We start from the raw sequence: 16,220 nt of genomic DNA, 5'->3' as shown, positions 1-16,220 counted from the left end.
TTTTCGGAAGTAATGATGACACCCGTTACCTATTTTCGCTACCTGCTTTTGGCAGCGACCCTTTATTCACCGGGTCTTTTCGGACAAAGCACAGATAAAAACTTCGTCTTGGCCAGGACCTACAAGGCCGCTCGAACGACTGTCAGCGGCAACGTGAAGGACGCTACTCAGGAGGTAGCCTACCTGGATGGTCTGGGCCGGCCTCTGCAGAGCATATCAGCCCAGGCGAGTCCTTTGCTTACCGGCTCGCGTTCTGCCGACCTGGTGAGCCATACCGAATATGATGCATCGGGCAGGCCGTTCATGCAATATGCGCCATATCCTGTACAAGGTAACGGAGCATTTAGGTCCAATGCCGCCGCCGCCGCCGTCGACTACTACAACTCATCGAACTTCTGCCAGAACAACAACCGTGGTTACACGCTATTGGAATATGAAGCGGTTCCGGATGAGAAGGTGAAAAAGCAGTATGTGGCCGGATCGGAAAGAGCGATTGAATACACTTACCGGGGAAATGCAAGTGGCGAGGTGAAACGATATGTAGTGTCTGGCACCAGCGTGCAATATCCCGGGGATTATGGCGCTGGACAACTCAGCTGCGTGCAAACCAAAGATGAAAACGGCAATAGGACCCGTGAGTATCGGGATAAAACCGGGAGTGTTGTACTCCGTCGGGTTTATTTAAGTGATAATGACTCAGAGAAACTGGATACCTATTATGTCTACGACGATTATGATCAACTGCGTTTCGTATTACAGCCGCAGTTCCAGGACAATGCCAATATCGACTTGTATGCATTTAAATATACTTACAACTCCAAGGGCCTGGTATCATCGAAGTATGTGCCTGGTGGCGGGACCACCAACATGGTTTATGATGAAAGGGACAGATTGAAGGAATCGACTGACGGCAGGGGAAAAATAACCTATTACAAATACGACGAGTTGAACCGCGTAACCGAAACCGGAGAAAAATCAGGTTCGACAGAAACACCGTTGTCGAGGGTACATTACGACACGTATTCACCTTCTTTCGGGGGCAGTGAAGCATTTGTAGGTGCCGGCGGCGACTATCCCGGGAGCTATCGTACGGCAGTCAAAGGAAAACAAACGGTCTCCGCTAACAGAGTCCTTAATGCGGACGGCACCTATGGTTCCTGGCTGTACGCTACCATCTATTATGACGACCGCTATAACCCCATCCAGACGGTCCGTTCTTTGTTTGACATCGGCGGCACCGCCAGGGAGCGGAATTCAAACGTCAGACGCTTTGACGGCCGGATTGAAAAGGAATTGACCTTACAGCAAACGGGAAGCGGAGACTATTCAGTAGAAAAATTGTATAGTTATGATCACTCCGACCGTCAGCTAAGCTCGCGCTACATTGTGAAGAAAGGAGGCGATGTGAAGAAAGACATTTACCTTTCCGCAAGCCGGTACAACGGGATTGGTCAGTTGAAAAACAAGTTTCTGCATTCTGTCGATGCGGCGGCTACTTTCAGGGAAAAGCTCGATTATTGCTATACGCCGCGGAATTTCCTGAGTAAGATTACAGGGTCAGTTAGTTCCGGCGAGAATTATGGGGTAGAACTCCGCTACACAAACCCTGCTGAGGCGACAGCCCAGTACAATGGAAATATTGCTGAGATGTTATGGAAGCGTGGCACTAGCTGGGTAGGATATAAATTTAGTTACGACAGGGCGAACCGTTTAACCAACGGCGACGGCCTTAATAACAATTACAGGGAGACCGTGACGGGTTACGACCGGAATGGGAATATCACAGGTTTGCAGCGAGTTTCGAATGGCAGCAATATTGACAACCTTACATACGATTACAGTGCCAACGGAAACCGGTTAAAGAAGGTCACAGACGCCGAGAACAATGCGAATGGATTTAACAACGGCAGTTCGGGTAGCAGCGATGATTATGCATACGATGGTAACGGAAACCTGACGCAAGACCTAAACCGTGGAATAGCTGCGGGAGGTTTGCGCTACAATTTCAATGATTTGGTTAGGGAAGCTGTTGTCGGTGGCTATACCGTGCAATATCACTTTGATGCCTCAGGTACGAAGCTGAGAATGAGCAATTCCAATGGCGCGGTTAACACGAAGTATGCAGGCGCATTTGAATATAACCAGGGTAACTACCTGACACGCATCGGGACGGGAGAAGGGCAGGTAAGGGTTACTAACAATGGAAATGATTTTGCGTTGGAATATTATCTGACAGACCATCTGGGCAACGTCCGCCAAGTAATCAGCGAAGCAGGAGCAGTGGTGCAGGAAACGGAATACTTTCCGTTTGGACTAGAAATTGCGAGTGACAACCCTGCTCAGTCCCAGGCTCAAAGGAACGGTATCAATAAATACACATTCTTGAATCGCGAAAAGCAGCCTGAAACGGGATACATGGACCTCCTTCGACGCTTCTATGATCCGACAATCAGCCGGTTTATTCAAGTAGACCCAGTCACTGAAACACAAGAACACCTTTCTGTTTTCCAGTATGGATGGAATAACCCTATTCTTCGTAGTGATCCCAATGGGGATTGTCCCAACTGTTTGACGGCTGCCGCTGGTGCACTTTTGAAAGGGGGAGCCGAATTAGGTGGTCAGCTCCTTGCTGGAAAATCACTTAGGGAGGTTGACTGGGCCGATGTTGGTATTGAAGCCACAAAAGGTCTTATTTTAGGTTCTGGAGTTGGTGCGGTCGGGGCTGGATTGATGGAGGCAGGTGGCTTGATTGCCAAAGCCAGTATGGATTACTCTAGGGCGGATGGTTTGAAGACGGTCGCCAATGGAAGAAAAAGTGTGAACGAGGCAGCATTTGACGGGGCCGCTGACTTCGTTGGAGGCAAAGTGTCAGGGAAGATTATGTCAGGTTTGACTGGTAGTTTAGAATCAACCGCTAAGCGACTTGCGAAAGAGTCTGATACGGCAAACAGGGCTGCCAGCATTGCTAAGAGTTATGCGAATGAAACACAAAAGCATTCTGCAAAAAATTATTCTGGTAAATTAGCAGCCGACGCAGCAAAAGCCGAAGCAAAAAAAGTGGTTGTCTCTTCTGCTGCGACTCTTCTTAGATCTCCGGTGGCAGAAACTGTTAAAAACGGATATCAAAACAGAACCTCAGACGCAGTCAAAGCAATTGCAAAATATGAACTCAACAAAGACAAGAATAAGTGAAAAAATTGCGATAATTTCCGTAGGTACCATAGTCATATGGAGTATTATTTACGGAATCACATGGTACATTGACAAGGACTTTGAAGAAGAAAAGCAGTTTATTCTGCAAAACCCCGTTAAGGCACTCGGAATTGTGGTTCATGAAACTTCGTACAAAGGCAAAGGTGTTACGGTTGCATACGTTGTAGGCGACCGGGAACTGGAATTTAAGGCGAGCGTCACGGACGAATTTTATTTCAATACTTCCGTTGGCGATAGCGTACCGATTGTCTATTCAAAGGTGGATCCTGAAAAGGCGATTTTGCAATATGATTTAGATCATTCTCAAAAACGCTAGCTCGTACCGTACATCGAGTAACTGGCGTGAATAGAGAATAGGTTTACACATAATGACATCTGCACGGGAATCCGGGACACTATCTCAAAAACTGTGTAAGTGAAAAATCGGGGTTAATGATCCCGATTTTCTATTTTTAACAAAACACAGCTTATGAAACCAGAGGATTTTTTAACGGATGATTTTTAAAGCAGTTCAAGAGCCGCGAGTCGCTTAATGACTTCCTGGGCCAGTTGCAGAAGCGGGGCATTGAGAAGATGCTCGAAGGTGGGTTGGACGGACATTTAGGCTACGATAAGCACCAACAATCGGGCGACAGCAATTCGCGTAATGGCTACGGCAAGAAGAAGATAAGGACGAGCTACGGCAAATCTGAGGTTAGCGTTCCGCGTAATCGTGACGCCAGCTTCAATCCTATGATCGTCGCTAAGCGGGAAAATCGTTTCGCTGTACGCCAAAGGAATGAGCGTTGCTGACATCGAAGAGCAGATTAAGGATGTTTACAACTTTGACGTTTCCGCCTTCGCGATCAGCCGCATTACATCCCGTATAGCCGATGATATCGGCAGCTGGCAAAAGCGGCCTTTGGAGCCAGTCTACCTCATTGTATGGATGGACAGAATCGTTTTCAAAGTGCGTGAAAACAGCAAGGTTGTTAACAAGACAATCTATATCGCCGTCGGTCCCAAACGGGATGGTTATAAGGAAGTTTTGGTCAGGCTCGCCTTTAACTTTTCATCTGCCTTAACGTGTACACCTGGACCAAGTTGGCTAGTTGCCGAATGAAAAAAATGAAAGTCTGTATTCCAGGATACGGAAGCAACCGAATGTGAAACAGCATTTCGCACAAGCCATGCCAAGGGGGAAACGGCTTCGTAATCGCAATTGTGTTTTCGTTGAAACAGGCAAAAACGACCCTCGGAATTGCTATTGTTGGCAAAATTGATGGTGAAGACTGGCATAGTTTATATTGAATTTTACGAATATAGAAATAGGGGCGGATTGTTGGAGAAAAGATTAGTGTTTGTCGTCTTTGAATACCTACGGAATTGGATAAGCGAACCAGGACGACCTTTGAACGACAACGGATTAGCGGGCAGCAGGAAGGTGTTCTGAGAATGCGAGGACTTGAAACGTTATGGACGCAAAAGCGAAGCACGTTGTCTAAAACCGAAGCATTGGCTTATGCTTCTTTTCGTCTATGCAGGTGTTGGAGAAAAGGTGTTATTGCTTCGGCCGCATGTTCGGCAATTTGTAATATGTTTGTTGCTTGATTTTTGGCTCATTTGACGATAAGAAAGATTTGACAATGCCTGGGCATCATTGGCTGATTGCGAGAGCAGAAGCTGGTATTTACCTGTTTCGGCTCAATAATTTCCTTGTTACAAACTCATCAAAAAACTGAGTCCGATAGGCATCGCCAATCGGGATCTCGTACTTGTCGATAAAAGCGGTGTTGTTATCAAAGGATGTTACCTGGCTCATGTTGATAACGTATGACTTGCTTATGCGCGCAAATGTATTTTGAGGGAGCTGCTCATAAATGGTTTTGATATTCATCGCAGTGATTACTTTTTGCGATACGGTCTGAATGACCACATAGTCCTTTAACCCTTCTATGAAAAGGATATCATTAAACTGTATCTTGAAAATGCGTCTTTCGGCTTTTACAAAGAAATAGTCGTCTGTTATCTGTTGGATACGGTTGGTTGATGTCGAGCTCGATTTTAATAGATCCAGGTAGTTCGATGCTTTGTTAACAGCTTTTTGAAAACGCTCGATTTTGATCGGCTTGATCAGATAATCTACCGCCTCAACTTCATAACTATCCAAAGCATATTCCGCATATGCAGTAGTGAAAATCACCAATGTCAACGGAGGTACGGATTTAGCAAAATCAATGCCGTTCATTCCCGGCATTTGAATGTCCAGAAACAATAGATCAACCGCCTCGTTAGACAGATACCTGGCTGCGGCATTGGCACTGTTGAAGCTTCCGACCAGTTCCACTCCTGGTGTTTTACTTACCAGGGACGCGATGCCTTCTCTTGCCAATGGCTCATCATCAACGATGATACATCTCATAACTTTACGGTTAAACTTAGCGAATAGCTTTGTGCGGAATCCTCTGCCTTTATAATGTGCCTTTCCGGATAAAGCAAGGCAAGCCTGCGCCTGACGTTTCCCAGTCCAAGCCCTCCCGGACCTTGAAGTATTGCCATCAATTGCGGTTTTGAGTTGATGCACTTGAAGTTCAATTCATCCTCGTGGATACCAAAATAGATATGAATCCAGGACCCATTGTCGGCATCGAGGCTGTGTTTCACCGCATTCTCGACGAAGGTCATAAACAGCAGGGGAGCGACCTGGATGCCGGTGAGCACTCCTTCATTGGAAATGGTAAACTCAAAGTTGTCCCGCCTTATTTTCTCCATGTTGAGCAGGTCCTGAATAAAGCGTATCTCGGAGGTTAACAACACCCTGGGTCTGGCGCTGTCATATAATTGGTATCTCAAAAAGCCGCTGAGTTTCTCAAGTATCTGGGAAGCTTTTTCCGGATCTTTTTGAGTGAGCACATTGACATTATTGAGCATATTGAACAGGAAGTGGGGATTAATCTGATTTTTTAACTGCTCCAATTCGGCAGATTTCGTCAGGTGCTCCAATTCGCTGATACGTTGGGAGTCTATTAACCAACGTTGAAATAGTTTGATCGCAGCCGAGGCTGCAACCCACACCAGGGATATGAAGACATATTTAGCCACTCCCCAATAGGGTGTGGTCGAAAAGCCACTGGCTTTGTAGTTGAAAAATACCAGAGGATATGCGATGGTAATAAACAACGCGATAGCCGCTATAAACTGGACCGGTTTATTCTTGAAGAGAAAATGCGGTACGAGTAAATACATGTTCGCATAAAGAAGGGACATAAAAAAAATGAAGAAACGCAACTTTATCAGGTCCCCTGAAGTGTTGCCGCCGCCTGGCTCCATGCTCAACACAAAAGCCCCGAGCATAAATGCCAGTATCAGGTGCCTATATATCCCGTACCTTCCGGCAATCAAAAGCTCCATGTATTTATCGCGGACTGAAAGCCCATTGGCTGGTTCCATTTGATAGTCTTCACTTTTGCAACTCCAAGATAACGTTCTAAATGCTCCCGCAAATGCTGAATTATACAAACGGCTTGCTTTATTATACCAACACAGCTCCCTGATTTCTGTTGCCCGGACACAGGTTGCGGTTCTATAATGGCCGGCATCTTTGGTATAAAAGTTAGCCTCCTTGCTATAATTCGCCGAAGCCGCTGAGGTATAGAAAAGTAGTTTTGTCCGACTTCAATTCTATGTTATGAACAAACTACTGATAGTTGGCATGTTGCTTTTTGCCAGTCTGAGCAGCATCGGGCAGAAAATATATACGATTAGTGGAACAGTAACCGACAAAGCGACCGGCGAGTCCCTGATTGGGGCCACTGTCGGCATCGAGGGTACTGATAAGGGGACGGTAACGAATGAATACGGTTTTTTCTCCATCTCCCTCCCGGCAGCCTCCTACACTATCAATGCCAGCTATATAGGATATGCACGATATGCTGAAAAAGTGGTGCTTGATAAGGACTATAAATTGAAGATAATGTTGGTCACCGAAGGTAACAACTTACAGGAGGTACTCATCAGTGAAAAAGCTAAAAATGAGGCGGTGACCTCGGCGCAGATGGGAAAGGAGAATTTGAATGTGAAACAATTGGCTTCACTCCCTGTATTATTCGGCGAAAAGGACGTCATGAAAATCGTACAGCTCTTGCCGGGGGTGAAAGCCGCTGGTGAAGGCGGCACTGGTTTTTATGTAAGAGGGGGCGGAGCAGATCAGAATCTTGTTCTGCTGGACGAGGCAATCGTGTATAACCCATCACATCTTCTGAGCTTTTTCTCGATTTTCAATTCGGATGCGATCAAGAGCCTTACCTTGTACAAGGGCAATGAGCCAGCGCAATATGGCGGGCGGTTGTCGTCGGTCATGGATGTTAAAATGAACGATGGCAATGATCAGTCGTATCACGCAAGCGGAGGAATAGGCTTGATCGCCGCCCGGCTGAATGTGGAAGGTCCGATCGTAAAAAGCAAAGGATCATTTCTGGTGAGCGCCAGACGGACCTATGCAGATGCATTTCTAGGGTTGTCCGGCGATTCGACCGTCCGTAATAACCGCCTGTATTTCTATGATCTGAACGCCAAGTTAAACTATAAAATCACCGACAGAGATCGGATTTATCTCTCCGGGTACTATGGTAAAGATATCTTGTCATTTGGGGACGTTTTGAGCATAGACTGGGGTAATGCGACAGCTACCCTTCGATGGAATCATATTTTTAGTTCGAAACTATTCTCAAACACCTCCCTTATTTACAGCGACTATTGTTACAAAGTCAAGGTAAATACGGCAGGCGTTAACGGTAATATGTTGTCGTCCATCCAGGACTGGAATTTCAAGCAAGGGTTCGACTACTATATGGACACTAACAATTCCTGGCATTTTGGATTCAATGCTATTCACCATTCAATCGCTCCGGGAATTATCAGTGCCAGTCCCGCCGTATCCGACAGTGCAAATTCAAAGACGTGGGAGAATGCGATTTACATCAGCGACAGCTGGAAGGCGAGCCCAAGACTTAACATCGATATCGGAGCGCGGTTAAGCGCCTTTCTGGTCCTTGGCGGTAATTCCAAATTTTACACGCTGGATGACAGCCGCCAAATCGTTGATACACTTCAATATTCGTCAGGGCATGTATATAAGACCTACCTGAATTTCGAACCCCGGATATCGGCCAGTTACCAGTTGGGAAATGCTTCATCAGTCAAGGCAGCATATGCGCGGAACGCGCAGTACCTGCACCTGTATTCCAATTTCATTACAAGCAACCCTATCGATAAATGGGTGGCGACCAATAACATTATCAAGCCGACGGTGGCCGACCAGGTATCGCTCGGCTTTTTCCGGAACCTCAGCGAAAATGCTTATGAATCCAGTATAGAGACCTACTTTAAAGCGATGCATAACGTCGCCGATTACAAAGACAATGCTCAAATTTTGAACAGCAACGAACCCATCGAGCCGCAGCTTTTATTTGGGCAGGGGCGTGCGTACGGTATTGAATTCAGTCTGAAAAAAAATGAAGGCCGGTTAACAGGCTGGCTGTCTTATACATTATCCCGAACAGAGCTTCGGATCAACGGTGTCAATAATAACAGCTGGTACCCGGCCACGCAGGATCGCACCCATGACTTGGCCGTTGTAGGAATGTATAAATTATCGAAAAAATGGATGGTATCGGCCGATTTTGTTTACTACACGGGCAACGCAGCTACCTTTCCAAGCGGTAAATATGGGATCGACGATCAAGCTATACCATATTACACCGGGCGAAACGAGTATAGAAGACCAGCGTACCACAGACTGGATGTGGGCGCGACGGTCAAATTAAAGGAGCGTAAGCATTTTTCGCCGGAACTTTCTTTCAGCATCTACAACGCATACGGGAGGCAAAATCCTTACATCATCAACTTCCAAACCGACCCCGACAACCCCGCCAAAACCCAGGCACTCCAGACCTCATTATTCAGATGGGTGCCTTCTGTTTCTTATAATTTCAAATTTTAGTTATGAAAACATTAGTTTGGACGCTCGTATTGGGCGTAATCGCACTTTATTCATGTCAAAAAGTGATTGATATCGAGCTCAATCCGTCTTCTCCCAGATATGTCGTCACCGGAAATATCACCGACCAGCCCGGACCGTATGAAGTAAAAATAACGAGCTCCATTAATTTTGATCAGGATAACAATTTTCCGGCAGTCAGTGGCGCCAAAGTCTGCATTACAGATCAGAACGTCGGATTGACAGATACCTTGACGGAGGTGGCCCCTGGCCGGCACCGGACGCACTTTTTGGAGGGCATCCCCGGGCACACCTACAAACTGGTCGTGATGGTGGGAAATGAAATATTTTCCTCCGTTTCCACAATGCCGCTCCCCATTGCACTGGACAGCGTGTACACGAAACCAGCTGCATTTGGCGACGGCACGGACATTGTTGCCATCTATGATGATCCCGTCGGGCGGGAAAACTTTTATCATCTCGTGTTAACGGTTCAGAACAGACCATCGCGAGAGATATACCTGCACAACGACAAGATCAACAACGGGGCAAGGGTAAGCCACGTTTTAAATAATGACGTAGATATCAGAAAGGGCGATGTCGTTACAGTGGACCTGCAATGCATCGATGCCGCCGTGTATGACTTCTACTACACCCTGGATCAGGCTCTGAAGCAAAACTCAGCAGTGATCTCCAACCCCAAAACCAATATATTGGGTGGCGCGATGGGTTATTTCTGCGCACATACCATTAGAACAAGAAGCTTTGTGTTTAAGTAAAAGCTCACCAGTTAAAGGAAAATAAGCCACATTCTTGGAGATTAAGACAGGGCAGTATTCCATCCGGGCTCTGCGAGAAATCATTTGCCCTTATCGATAGCCATACGAACAGCCAGCCCTGTCAGAACACCCGACATAATCCATTTCTGCACGCTCACATAGGTGGGCCGGGTGTGAAACCACCTGGCCACGCTGGCCGCCGCGAAAATAATGATGGTATTTACAAAAGTGCTGATCAGCAATTGCGTAAAACCCAGCGTCAGATTCTGGCTTATCAGCGATCCATATTCAGGACGGGTGAACTGAGGGAAGAAAGACAGATAGAATACGGCAACCTTGGGATTCAATGCACTGGTTACAAAACCCATGCGTACCAGTTTGGAGTCTGAGTCAATCGAAAGGTTACGGGTCTGAAATGGAGAGGTACTGCCGGGCCTTATACCCTCCCAGGCCAGATACAGCAGGTATCCCACGCCAAGCCAGCGCAACACCTCGTAAGCAATGGGAATAGTCAAGAACACGGCAGATAACCCCAGGGAAACCAACATGATATGCATCAGGAAACCTAACACAATACCTATCAATGACAATAAGCTGGCTCTGCGCCCCTGGCTGATAGAACGCGATATCAGATAAATCATATTGGGCCCTGGGCTCAGCACAAGGCCTAAGGCGGCTAAGGCGAAAATCAAAAGTGTGTCAGCTGGTATCATGATTTGTTTTTTTCAAAGCTCACATAAAACCCGCTGTTTGTGATAGTCCGTTTTTTCAGAAGTGAGCAGTCCAATCATGTCTGGGCGGCCATTCTACCGGGTTCTGCCTCGATATTTACTGCCGCTACGTCAGGCAATTGAGCGAGTATATTTATATCCGCTAAGAACCCTAGTTCAGCTGCGAACAGGCCAGCATAATCCATCTGGGTGGCCGCGGGCCACATGAAGGGGCTTTGCGACCGAATTTTTGCCAGAATGGCGATTGCCGAATCCCAATCAGGGAAAAATATACACTCATGCAAAACCGGCGGTGTATCAAGAACCGCCGGTTTTGCATTTCTGATTTACTTTCATTTATCCTTATCAATGATTTCCTTGATTAATGCATCGCGTTGAGCGACTGTATTGTTCAGCTCGGGTGCCTGCTGCTGGGGCGTTGTACTCTCTGGGGGCTCAATTGAAAAGGGTTGTTGGCGAAGGCGTTGTTCCTGCGGCAGCGGCCTGTCAATGATCCTACTTTTTAGATACAAACCGCGTGCGTCCACGCTGTTAGGCGTTAATTGATCGCCGTCTGAGACACCGGGTGGATTAACAATCGGATCTTCATATCGCTTGCCTGGCTGGGAAACGGATTGACTGTTGGTTACGTCAATGGCGCCGAACTTGTCCATGATCTGGGCGGCAGCGACTGCCTCATCCGAGCTTCCGGCATGAACCGTAACAATACTGCCTCGTTTGCCGGCTTCCGTATATCGTTCGGTCTCGTGACGATCGCCTTTGAAAAGTTCTTTGAAGAAATTAGTAATCCTTTCAAACGCATTTTCATCCGAGTCGGCGGATGAATCATTGTCCCCGGACTTGTAGCTTGCAATTTTAATATCTACATCGCCATCACCGAACCCGTTAGAAAGCAAGTGATTTTGTGCATTCTGCGCATCACTTTCGTATTCAAAAATCCCTACGACTGTCTTTGCCATAAAACAAAAGGTTTAATGTTCATAATTTATTGATTGCTGATGATCAAAATATCTGTGCCGAGTACGCATGCGATAGGAGCTGGACCGTCTTCCGGAAATGGTGCCATGCTGATTTGGTTTACCTCAATGCGGTTACCTATTGTTACAATCTGATTTAATTGATTGATGTGTATTCCGACGATTTGGTTCGAACCGGCATAGTTTTTGACGAGGTGCTTAATAAACAATCAAACATTACATATGGGAATCATCACATGGATTATTATTGGACTTGTCGCAGGTGCAATTGCGAAGGCCATCCATCCGGGCAAGGATCCGGGCGGCTTTTTCCTGACAATTATAATTGGAATTGTTGGTGCGGTCGTTGGTGGATGGATTTCCTCATTGCTGGGCTACGGAACAGTTGATGGCTTCAATATTGGGAGTCTGTTTGTCGCAGTTTTAGGTTCAGTTCTTCTTCTGTTCATTTACAGAAAGTTTGCTGCCGGCCAGAACCGGTCTTAAAGAGGCTGCCGCATCTAAGTGACTGGATTTGGGATTGTACTATTCTCGCAAAAAGCGCATCAACTTAATTGAGCATGAAGGCGGAGCTAATCGGAATTTCCGAACAGTTCAACAGAGGGAGTGATTGGAGGAGTAGAGATGGATACAGTTAAGAGTCTCATCTGTCTATTTCACATGATTGGTATCTGTGACGTTGCCAAACGGCTTTAAACGGAGACGATACTTCATGTCCGGAGCCCGCAGTAGGTGCAAGGGCCGTAGAAAGACTTATGTTGAATGCTTTTTAGAGTTGATCAGCCATATACGACAAGCGATCCGGGCGGGATCGTAAGCCGGACTGCTTTTCCATTCCTGTCTTCCACATTTAGTTCACCAGGACTAGGGGCCGACGCATACAAGCAAGTCATTCGGGAGCCACTCGGATGCAAACTGTTATCCAAAGTAACGTAAACGATAGCGTCATCTTGATGATGAAGGTTGATCGCGCACAATATTTCCCTTCCACTTAAAATTCGGGAAAATGCGACTACATTATTATGAGGCCTACCGGTTTCAGGGAAGCTAAAATTAGTCCCATTTTCAGAAATAGTCCGCCAGTGATGTTCCCCAAATAGCAGATCCGGGCGCTTTTCTATAAGTGTTTGAAGGTCTTTCATCAAATCAGGTCTGAGTTGAAAGGCAGTCAAGAAAGCTGAAAAGCGTTTGTCTTTTGTTCCTTCCATGGGGAAGCTATTTTCTAAGGTCATGATCGATTTGTCCCGCTTTGATATTTTGTTTTAGTTTGATATTGCTCGTAGATTTTAAAAAATGAGCAATCGTAAGTACAGTCGCTAGCCATCAAAATTATTCGGAGCTGCACACTTTTTCCAATATTCGATCATGATCCTGATGGTTTCTTTTATTTCCTCGAATGCTCCGGGTTTAACAAAAAAGCCTTGCGCGGAAGTACTATACGCATCGATAACAACCCGCTGATTAATGGCTGTTGTAAAATATATGTAGGGAATACATCTAAGACTTAGTGCGGCGTCGGTCTGCACTTTTTTTCTGAGTTCAAGTCCGTTTAATTTCGGCAGATTGATATCAGAAATTATGATAAAAGGCCGTTCGGTGGTTGTATAGAGATAGTCCAGGGCCGATAATCCATCTGCGAAATAAATTCTTTTGTTTAAATAGCCTAGTTCTCTAAATACCTCTTCCAGCACAAACTGATCGTCGGGGTCATCTTCGATAATGATAATTAAACCAGTTTTATCCATGGGATTGCCATATATGAAAAGGGAAGTATAAAAAAATGGTGCCACCTACACTTTTTAAAGTTCTCTTCGCCTGCGCCCATACCTAACCTTTGTTGTCCGGAAGTTTTCTGGCATGGCTTTTATAATTCCGCTTGCCATGGAAACGCCCTCGGCCTTTGAGAGTCGCAAACTTGTAAACGCATTTTATCATGAAAACTATCAGACTTTTGGGGGCATTGTTGCTGGGCCTGTGCATAGCTGTATCTTCCTGCGGGACAGGGAACGATGATACCAACAGGAGTGCCGGTTCGGGAAGTGCATCGCAAACTACCCCCAACGACAGTAGCGGGGCGACCAGCAGGTCAACCTCGGGCGTAGGTGAAGATAATCAGGACGACAGCCTTGGTTATCCTTCCAACCAATCTAATCTGAACGCTGATTCAACCAGCAGAAAGCACGATGTCAAAGTGCCTGAGTAACGGAAAAAAAGAAAAAATAACGACTAAACAGCAGAACTGCGAGCTGCAAACCAATTTATTAATCCCACTTTCTCAACAGACGATATGCCGGACAGACACATAGAAAATGAACTGCTTGAGGCCCCGGCTTCCCGGCAACTTAAAGCATTGCCGGGAAAACCGTTTCCGCTGGGTGCGACCCCCGATGAAAACGGGGTGAATTTTGCAGTTTTCTCTGAAAACGCCGATGGAATGGAGCTTTGCCTGTTCGAAAGCGAAAACGATAAAGAGGAATATATCAAAATTAAAATTGAGGAAGTTACACACCACGTCTGGCACGTTTACGTACCTGGCCTCAAAGTAGGGCAGCTATACGGCTACCGTGTTCATGGCCGGTATGAGCCGGAAAACGGTCACCGCTTCAATCCCAACAAGCTGCTGGTAGACCCTTACAGCCGGGCACTCGCCGGTGAATTGAAATGGGATAAAGCTTTATTTGGCTACCAGATAGGGAGCGAGCAGGAGGATGCAAGTTTCAGTGAAAGCGACAGCGCCTCATTCATTCCCAAATCTGTCGTCATTGATAGCCGGTTTGACTGGGAAGACGAGGCCCGCCTGGAAATTCCCTACCACGACTCTATCATCTACGAGGCGCACGTCAAGGGCATGACGGCCTTGCATCCCGATATTCCGGAAGACATCCGTGGAACCTACGCGGCACTGGCTCACCCGGTTGCCATCGATTACTTGAAATCACTCGGTATTACAGCCCTTGAAATTATGCCCGTTCACCAGTTTGTGGCCGATCAGCATTTGCTCGAAAAGGGCCTTACCAACTATTGGGGGTACAATACACTGGGCTTCTTCGCCCCGGATGCGCGTTACAGCGCCAGCGGTCGCGGCGGAGAGCAGGTTACCGAGTTTAAAAATATGGTAAAGCAGCTGCATAAGGCGGGTATCGAGGTGATCATGGATGTTGTCTACAACCATACCGCCGAAGGCAACCATTTGGGTCCGACGCTTTCCTTCAAAGGCTTTGACAACGCTTCCTATTACCGGCTTATCCCGGAAAACCAGCGCTATTATATGGATTATACCGGTACTGGTAACACACTGAATGTACAACTTCCCAATGTGCTCGCTCTGATCATGGACAGTCTGCGTTACTGGATCACCGAAATGCACGTGGACGGTTTCCGGTTTGATCTTGCCTCTACGCTCGCCCGCACGTTACACGAGACGGATACCCTTAGCTCCTTTTTTAACATCATACATCAGGACCCGGTCATTTCGCAGGTCAAGCTCATTGCCGAACCCTGGGACATTGGTGAGGAGGGCTATATGGTGGGCAAATTTCCTGCTGGCTGGGCAGAATGGAACGACAAGTTCCGGGACGAGATCCGCGATTTCTGGCGAGGGGAAGTGATCAGTTTCAGCACATTTGCAAACCGGTTTACAGGCAGCCCGGATCTTTACCGGGGCGACTACCGTCGGCCTACTGCAAGCATCAACTTCATCACAGCACATGACGGCTTTACGCTTCATGACCTAGTTTCCTATAACGAAAAGCATAATGAGGCCAATGGTGAAGACAATAAGGACGGCGCAGACGATAACCGGTCATGGAACTGCGGTGCCGAGGGCGAAACCGATGATGAAAGTATCAACCACCTCCGCCGGAAGCAAAAACGCAATTTGCTGGCGACCATGTTCCTCTCGCAGGGAGTGCCGATGCTGGTGGCAGGAGATGAGCTTGGGCGCACCCAGGGTGGTAACAACAACAGTTATTGTCACGATGACAGAATCTCCTGGATCTCGTGGCAAAACGCAGATTCGGCACTGCTCGATTTTACCAGAGGTTTGATCAGATTTTGTAAAGGTCATCCCTCGTTCCGCCGCCGGCGCTGGTTTCAAGGGCTGTCGCTTCACGGTACGGACGCCAAGGACATCATGTGGCTACTGCCGGATGGCAGCCAGATACGCGATGAACAGTGGGAAACCGAGGATCCAACCATCTTGGGCGTTTACCTAAATGGTCGGGGTATCCGGTGCGTAAATATGGATGGAGAGCGGCTGGTGGACGACAGTTTCTTGCTTATTTTCAATCGTACCAGCGATCGCATCGATTTTATGCTGCCCTCCGATGAATGTGGCGATGGCTGGCACGTGGTGATCGATACCGATGCGGGAATGATCGCTGAGAAGGGTGATGATTTCAAGTCCGGCGATAAACTTACAGTTCCTGCGCGTACTGTAATGGTATTGAAATGCTCAGACGCAGGAAGCGACAAAACCAATACTTAATTTCAGTTGCCTCACTCAATTTGAAATGAAAAAGGAAGATATTCTTCCTTGGGAATG

The 16,220-nt window shown here is 46.9% G+C and carries 13 protein-coding genes and 1 pseudogene; 8 read left to right on the top strand and 6 right to left on the bottom strand.

The window, feature by feature from the left end:
• Window positions 1–12: 12 nt before the first annotated feature.
• The 3 genes and pseudogenes from ACTJJJ_RS28570 to ACTJJJ_RS28560 form a co-directional block, all read left to right on the top strand.
• The gene (locus ACTJJJ_RS28570) at window positions 13–3,192 is read left to right on the top strand and encodes an RHS repeat domain-containing protein (protein ID WP_426293859.1); all 3,180 of its coding nucleotides are present in this window, start codon (window positions 13–15) and stop codon (window positions 3,190–3,192) included.
• Complete coding sequence (locus ACTJJJ_RS28565) at window positions 3,164–3,529, top strand: hypothetical protein (protein WP_426293860.1); 366 nt, start codon at window positions 3,164–3,166, stop codon at window positions 3,527–3,529. Before ACTJJJ_RS28570 ends, ACTJJJ_RS28565 begins: the two co-directional genes overlap by 29 nt.
• 153 nt (window positions 3,530–3,682) lie before the next feature.
• A pseudogene (locus tag ACTJJJ_RS28560) lies at window positions 3,683–4,243 on the top strand (transposase); the annotation flags it as partial.
• Window positions 4,244–4,882: 639 nt separating this feature from the next.
• Here the strand turns inward: ACTJJJ_RS28560 and ACTJJJ_RS28555 are convergent.
• Both ACTJJJ_RS28555 and ACTJJJ_RS28550 read right to left on the bottom strand, forming a co-directional pair.
• A complete protein-coding gene (locus ACTJJJ_RS28555) occupies window positions 4,883–5,614 on the bottom strand; it encodes a LytR/AlgR family response regulator transcription factor (protein WP_426293861.1) in 732 nt (243 codons plus the stop codon).
• A complete protein-coding gene (locus ACTJJJ_RS28550) occupies window positions 5,611–6,546 on the bottom strand; it encodes a sensor histidine kinase (protein ID WP_426293862.1) in 936 nt (311 codons plus the stop codon). The genes ACTJJJ_RS28555 and ACTJJJ_RS28550 overlap by 4 nt, the downstream gene beginning before the upstream one ends.
• Before the next feature lie 334 nt (window positions 6,547–6,880).
• Here ACTJJJ_RS28550 and ACTJJJ_RS28545 point away from each other — a divergent pair, with 334 nt between their 5' ends.
• Window positions 6,881–9,193, top strand: coding sequence for a TonB-dependent receptor (locus ACTJJJ_RS28545; RefSeq protein WP_440703720.1), 2,313 nt, complete (start codon window positions 6,881–6,883; stop codon window positions 9,191–9,193).
• 2 nt (window positions 9,194–9,195) lie between these two features.
• Window positions 9,196–9,969, top strand: coding sequence for a DUF4249 family protein (locus ACTJJJ_RS28540; protein WP_426293864.1), 774 nt, complete (start codon window positions 9,196–9,198; stop codon window positions 9,967–9,969).
• An 80-nt stretch (window positions 9,970–10,049) separates the two neighbouring features.
• On the opposite strand, the gene ACTJJJ_RS28535 is transcribed toward ACTJJJ_RS28540, so the two are convergent.
• Window positions 10,050–10,682, bottom strand: coding sequence for a LysE family translocator (locus tag ACTJJJ_RS28535; RefSeq protein WP_426293865.1), 633 nt, complete (start codon window positions 10,680–10,682; stop codon window positions 10,050–10,052).
• Between the two features lie 350 nt (window positions 10,683–11,032).
• Window positions 11,033–11,659: a hypothetical protein gene (locus ACTJJJ_RS28530; protein WP_188927960.1), complete on the bottom strand. Its 627-nt coding sequence runs from the start codon at window positions 11,657–11,659 to the stop codon at window positions 11,033–11,035.
• 240 nt (window positions 11,660–11,899) lie between these two features.
• On the opposite strand from ACTJJJ_RS28530, the gene ACTJJJ_RS28525 reads away from it, so the two are divergent.
• A complete protein-coding gene (locus ACTJJJ_RS28525; RefSeq protein ID WP_188927963.1) occupies window positions 11,900–12,163 on the top strand; it encodes a GlsB/YeaQ/YmgE family stress response membrane protein in 264 nt (87 codons plus the stop codon).
• Window positions 12,164–12,456: 293 nt separating this feature from the next.
• Here ACTJJJ_RS28525 and ACTJJJ_RS28520 read toward each other — a convergent pair whose 3' ends face one another.
• Window positions 12,457–12,909 (bottom strand): alpha amylase C-terminal domain-containing protein, encoded by a 453-nt coding sequence (locus ACTJJJ_RS28520; RefSeq protein WP_426293866.1) that lies wholly within the window; start codon window positions 12,907–12,909, stop codon window positions 12,457–12,459.
• A gap of 84 nt (window positions 12,910–12,993) precedes the next feature.
• Window positions 12,994–13,422, bottom strand: a complete 429-nt coding sequence (locus tag ACTJJJ_RS28515; RefSeq protein ID WP_440703719.1) for a response regulator — start codon at window positions 13,420–13,422, stop codon at window positions 12,994–12,996.
• Between the two features lie 188 nt (window positions 13,423–13,610).
• Here ACTJJJ_RS28515 and ACTJJJ_RS28510 point away from each other — a divergent pair, with 188 nt between their 5' ends.
• Together ACTJJJ_RS28510 and glgX are read left to right on the top strand one after the other, a co-directional pair.
• A complete protein-coding gene (locus ACTJJJ_RS28510; RefSeq protein ID WP_188927969.1) occupies window positions 13,611–13,880 on the top strand; it encodes a hypothetical protein in 270 nt (89 codons plus the stop codon).
• An 84-nt stretch (window positions 13,881–13,964) separates the two neighbouring features.
• The gene (gene glgX, locus ACTJJJ_RS28505) at window positions 13,965–16,163 is read left to right on the top strand and encodes a glycogen debranching protein GlgX (RefSeq protein ID WP_426293868.1); all 2,199 of its coding nucleotides are present in this window, start codon (window positions 13,965–13,967) and stop codon (window positions 16,161–16,163) included.
• The last annotated feature ends 57 nt before the right edge of the window (window positions 16,164–16,220 follow it).

Source organism: Dyadobacter sp. 22481 (assembly GCF_052044875.1).
In the GTDB taxonomy this organism is placed as follows: domain Bacteria; phylum Bacteroidota; class Bacteroidia; order Cytophagales; family Spirosomataceae; genus Dyadobacter; species Dyadobacter endophyticus.
Note: the sequence above shows the minus strand (reverse complement) of the source record. Positions and strands in the feature narration are given on the sequence as shown.

Bases quoted from the DNA above. Each gene is read 5' to 3' on its own strand.
- glgX (WP_426293868.1), top strand. From the start codon at position 13,965: ATGCCGGACAGACACATAGAAAATGAACTGCTTGAGGCCCCGGCTTCC.
- ACTJJJ_RS28540 (WP_426293864.1), top strand. From the start codon at position 9,196: ATGAAAACATTAGTTTGGACGCTCGTATTGGGCGTAATCGCACTTTAT.
- ACTJJJ_RS28570 (WP_426293859.1), top strand. From the start codon at position 13: ATGATGACACCCGTTACCTATTTTCGCTACCTGCTTTTGGCAGCGACC.
- ACTJJJ_RS28555 (WP_426293861.1), bottom strand. From the start codon at position 5,614: ATGAGATGTATCATCGTTGATGATGAGCCATTGGCAAGAGAAGGCATC.
- ACTJJJ_RS28515 (WP_440703719.1), bottom strand. From the start codon at position 13,422: ATGGATAAAACTGGTTTAATTATCATTATCGAAGATGACCCCGACGAT.
- ACTJJJ_RS28545 (WP_440703720.1), top strand. From the start codon at position 6,881: ATGAACAAACTACTGATAGTTGGCATGTTGCTTTTTGCCAGTCTGAGC.
- ACTJJJ_RS28510 (WP_188927969.1), top strand. From the start codon at position 13,611: ATGAAAACTATCAGACTTTTGGGGGCATTGTTGCTGGGCCTGTGCATA.
- ACTJJJ_RS28550 (WP_426293862.1), bottom strand. From the start codon at position 6,546: ATGCTCGGGGCTTTTGTGTTGAGCATGGAGCCAGGCGGCGGCAACACT.
- ACTJJJ_RS28525 (WP_188927963.1), top strand. From the start codon at position 11,900: ATGGGAATCATCACATGGATTATTATTGGACTTGTCGCAGGTGCAATT.
- ACTJJJ_RS28520 (WP_426293866.1), bottom strand. From the start codon at position 12,909: ATGACCTTAGAAAATAGCTTCCCCATGGAAGGAACAAAAGACAAACGC.
- ACTJJJ_RS28530 (WP_188927960.1), bottom strand. From the start codon at position 11,659: ATGGCAAAGACAGTCGTAGGGATTTTTGAATACGAAAGTGATGCGCAG.
- ACTJJJ_RS28535 (WP_426293865.1), bottom strand. From the start codon at position 10,682: ATGATACCAGCTGACACACTTTTGATTTTCGCCTTAGCCGCCTTAGGC.
- ACTJJJ_RS28565 (WP_426293860.1), top strand. From the start codon at position 3,164: ATGAACTCAACAAAGACAAGAATAAGTGAAAAAATTGCGATAATTTCC.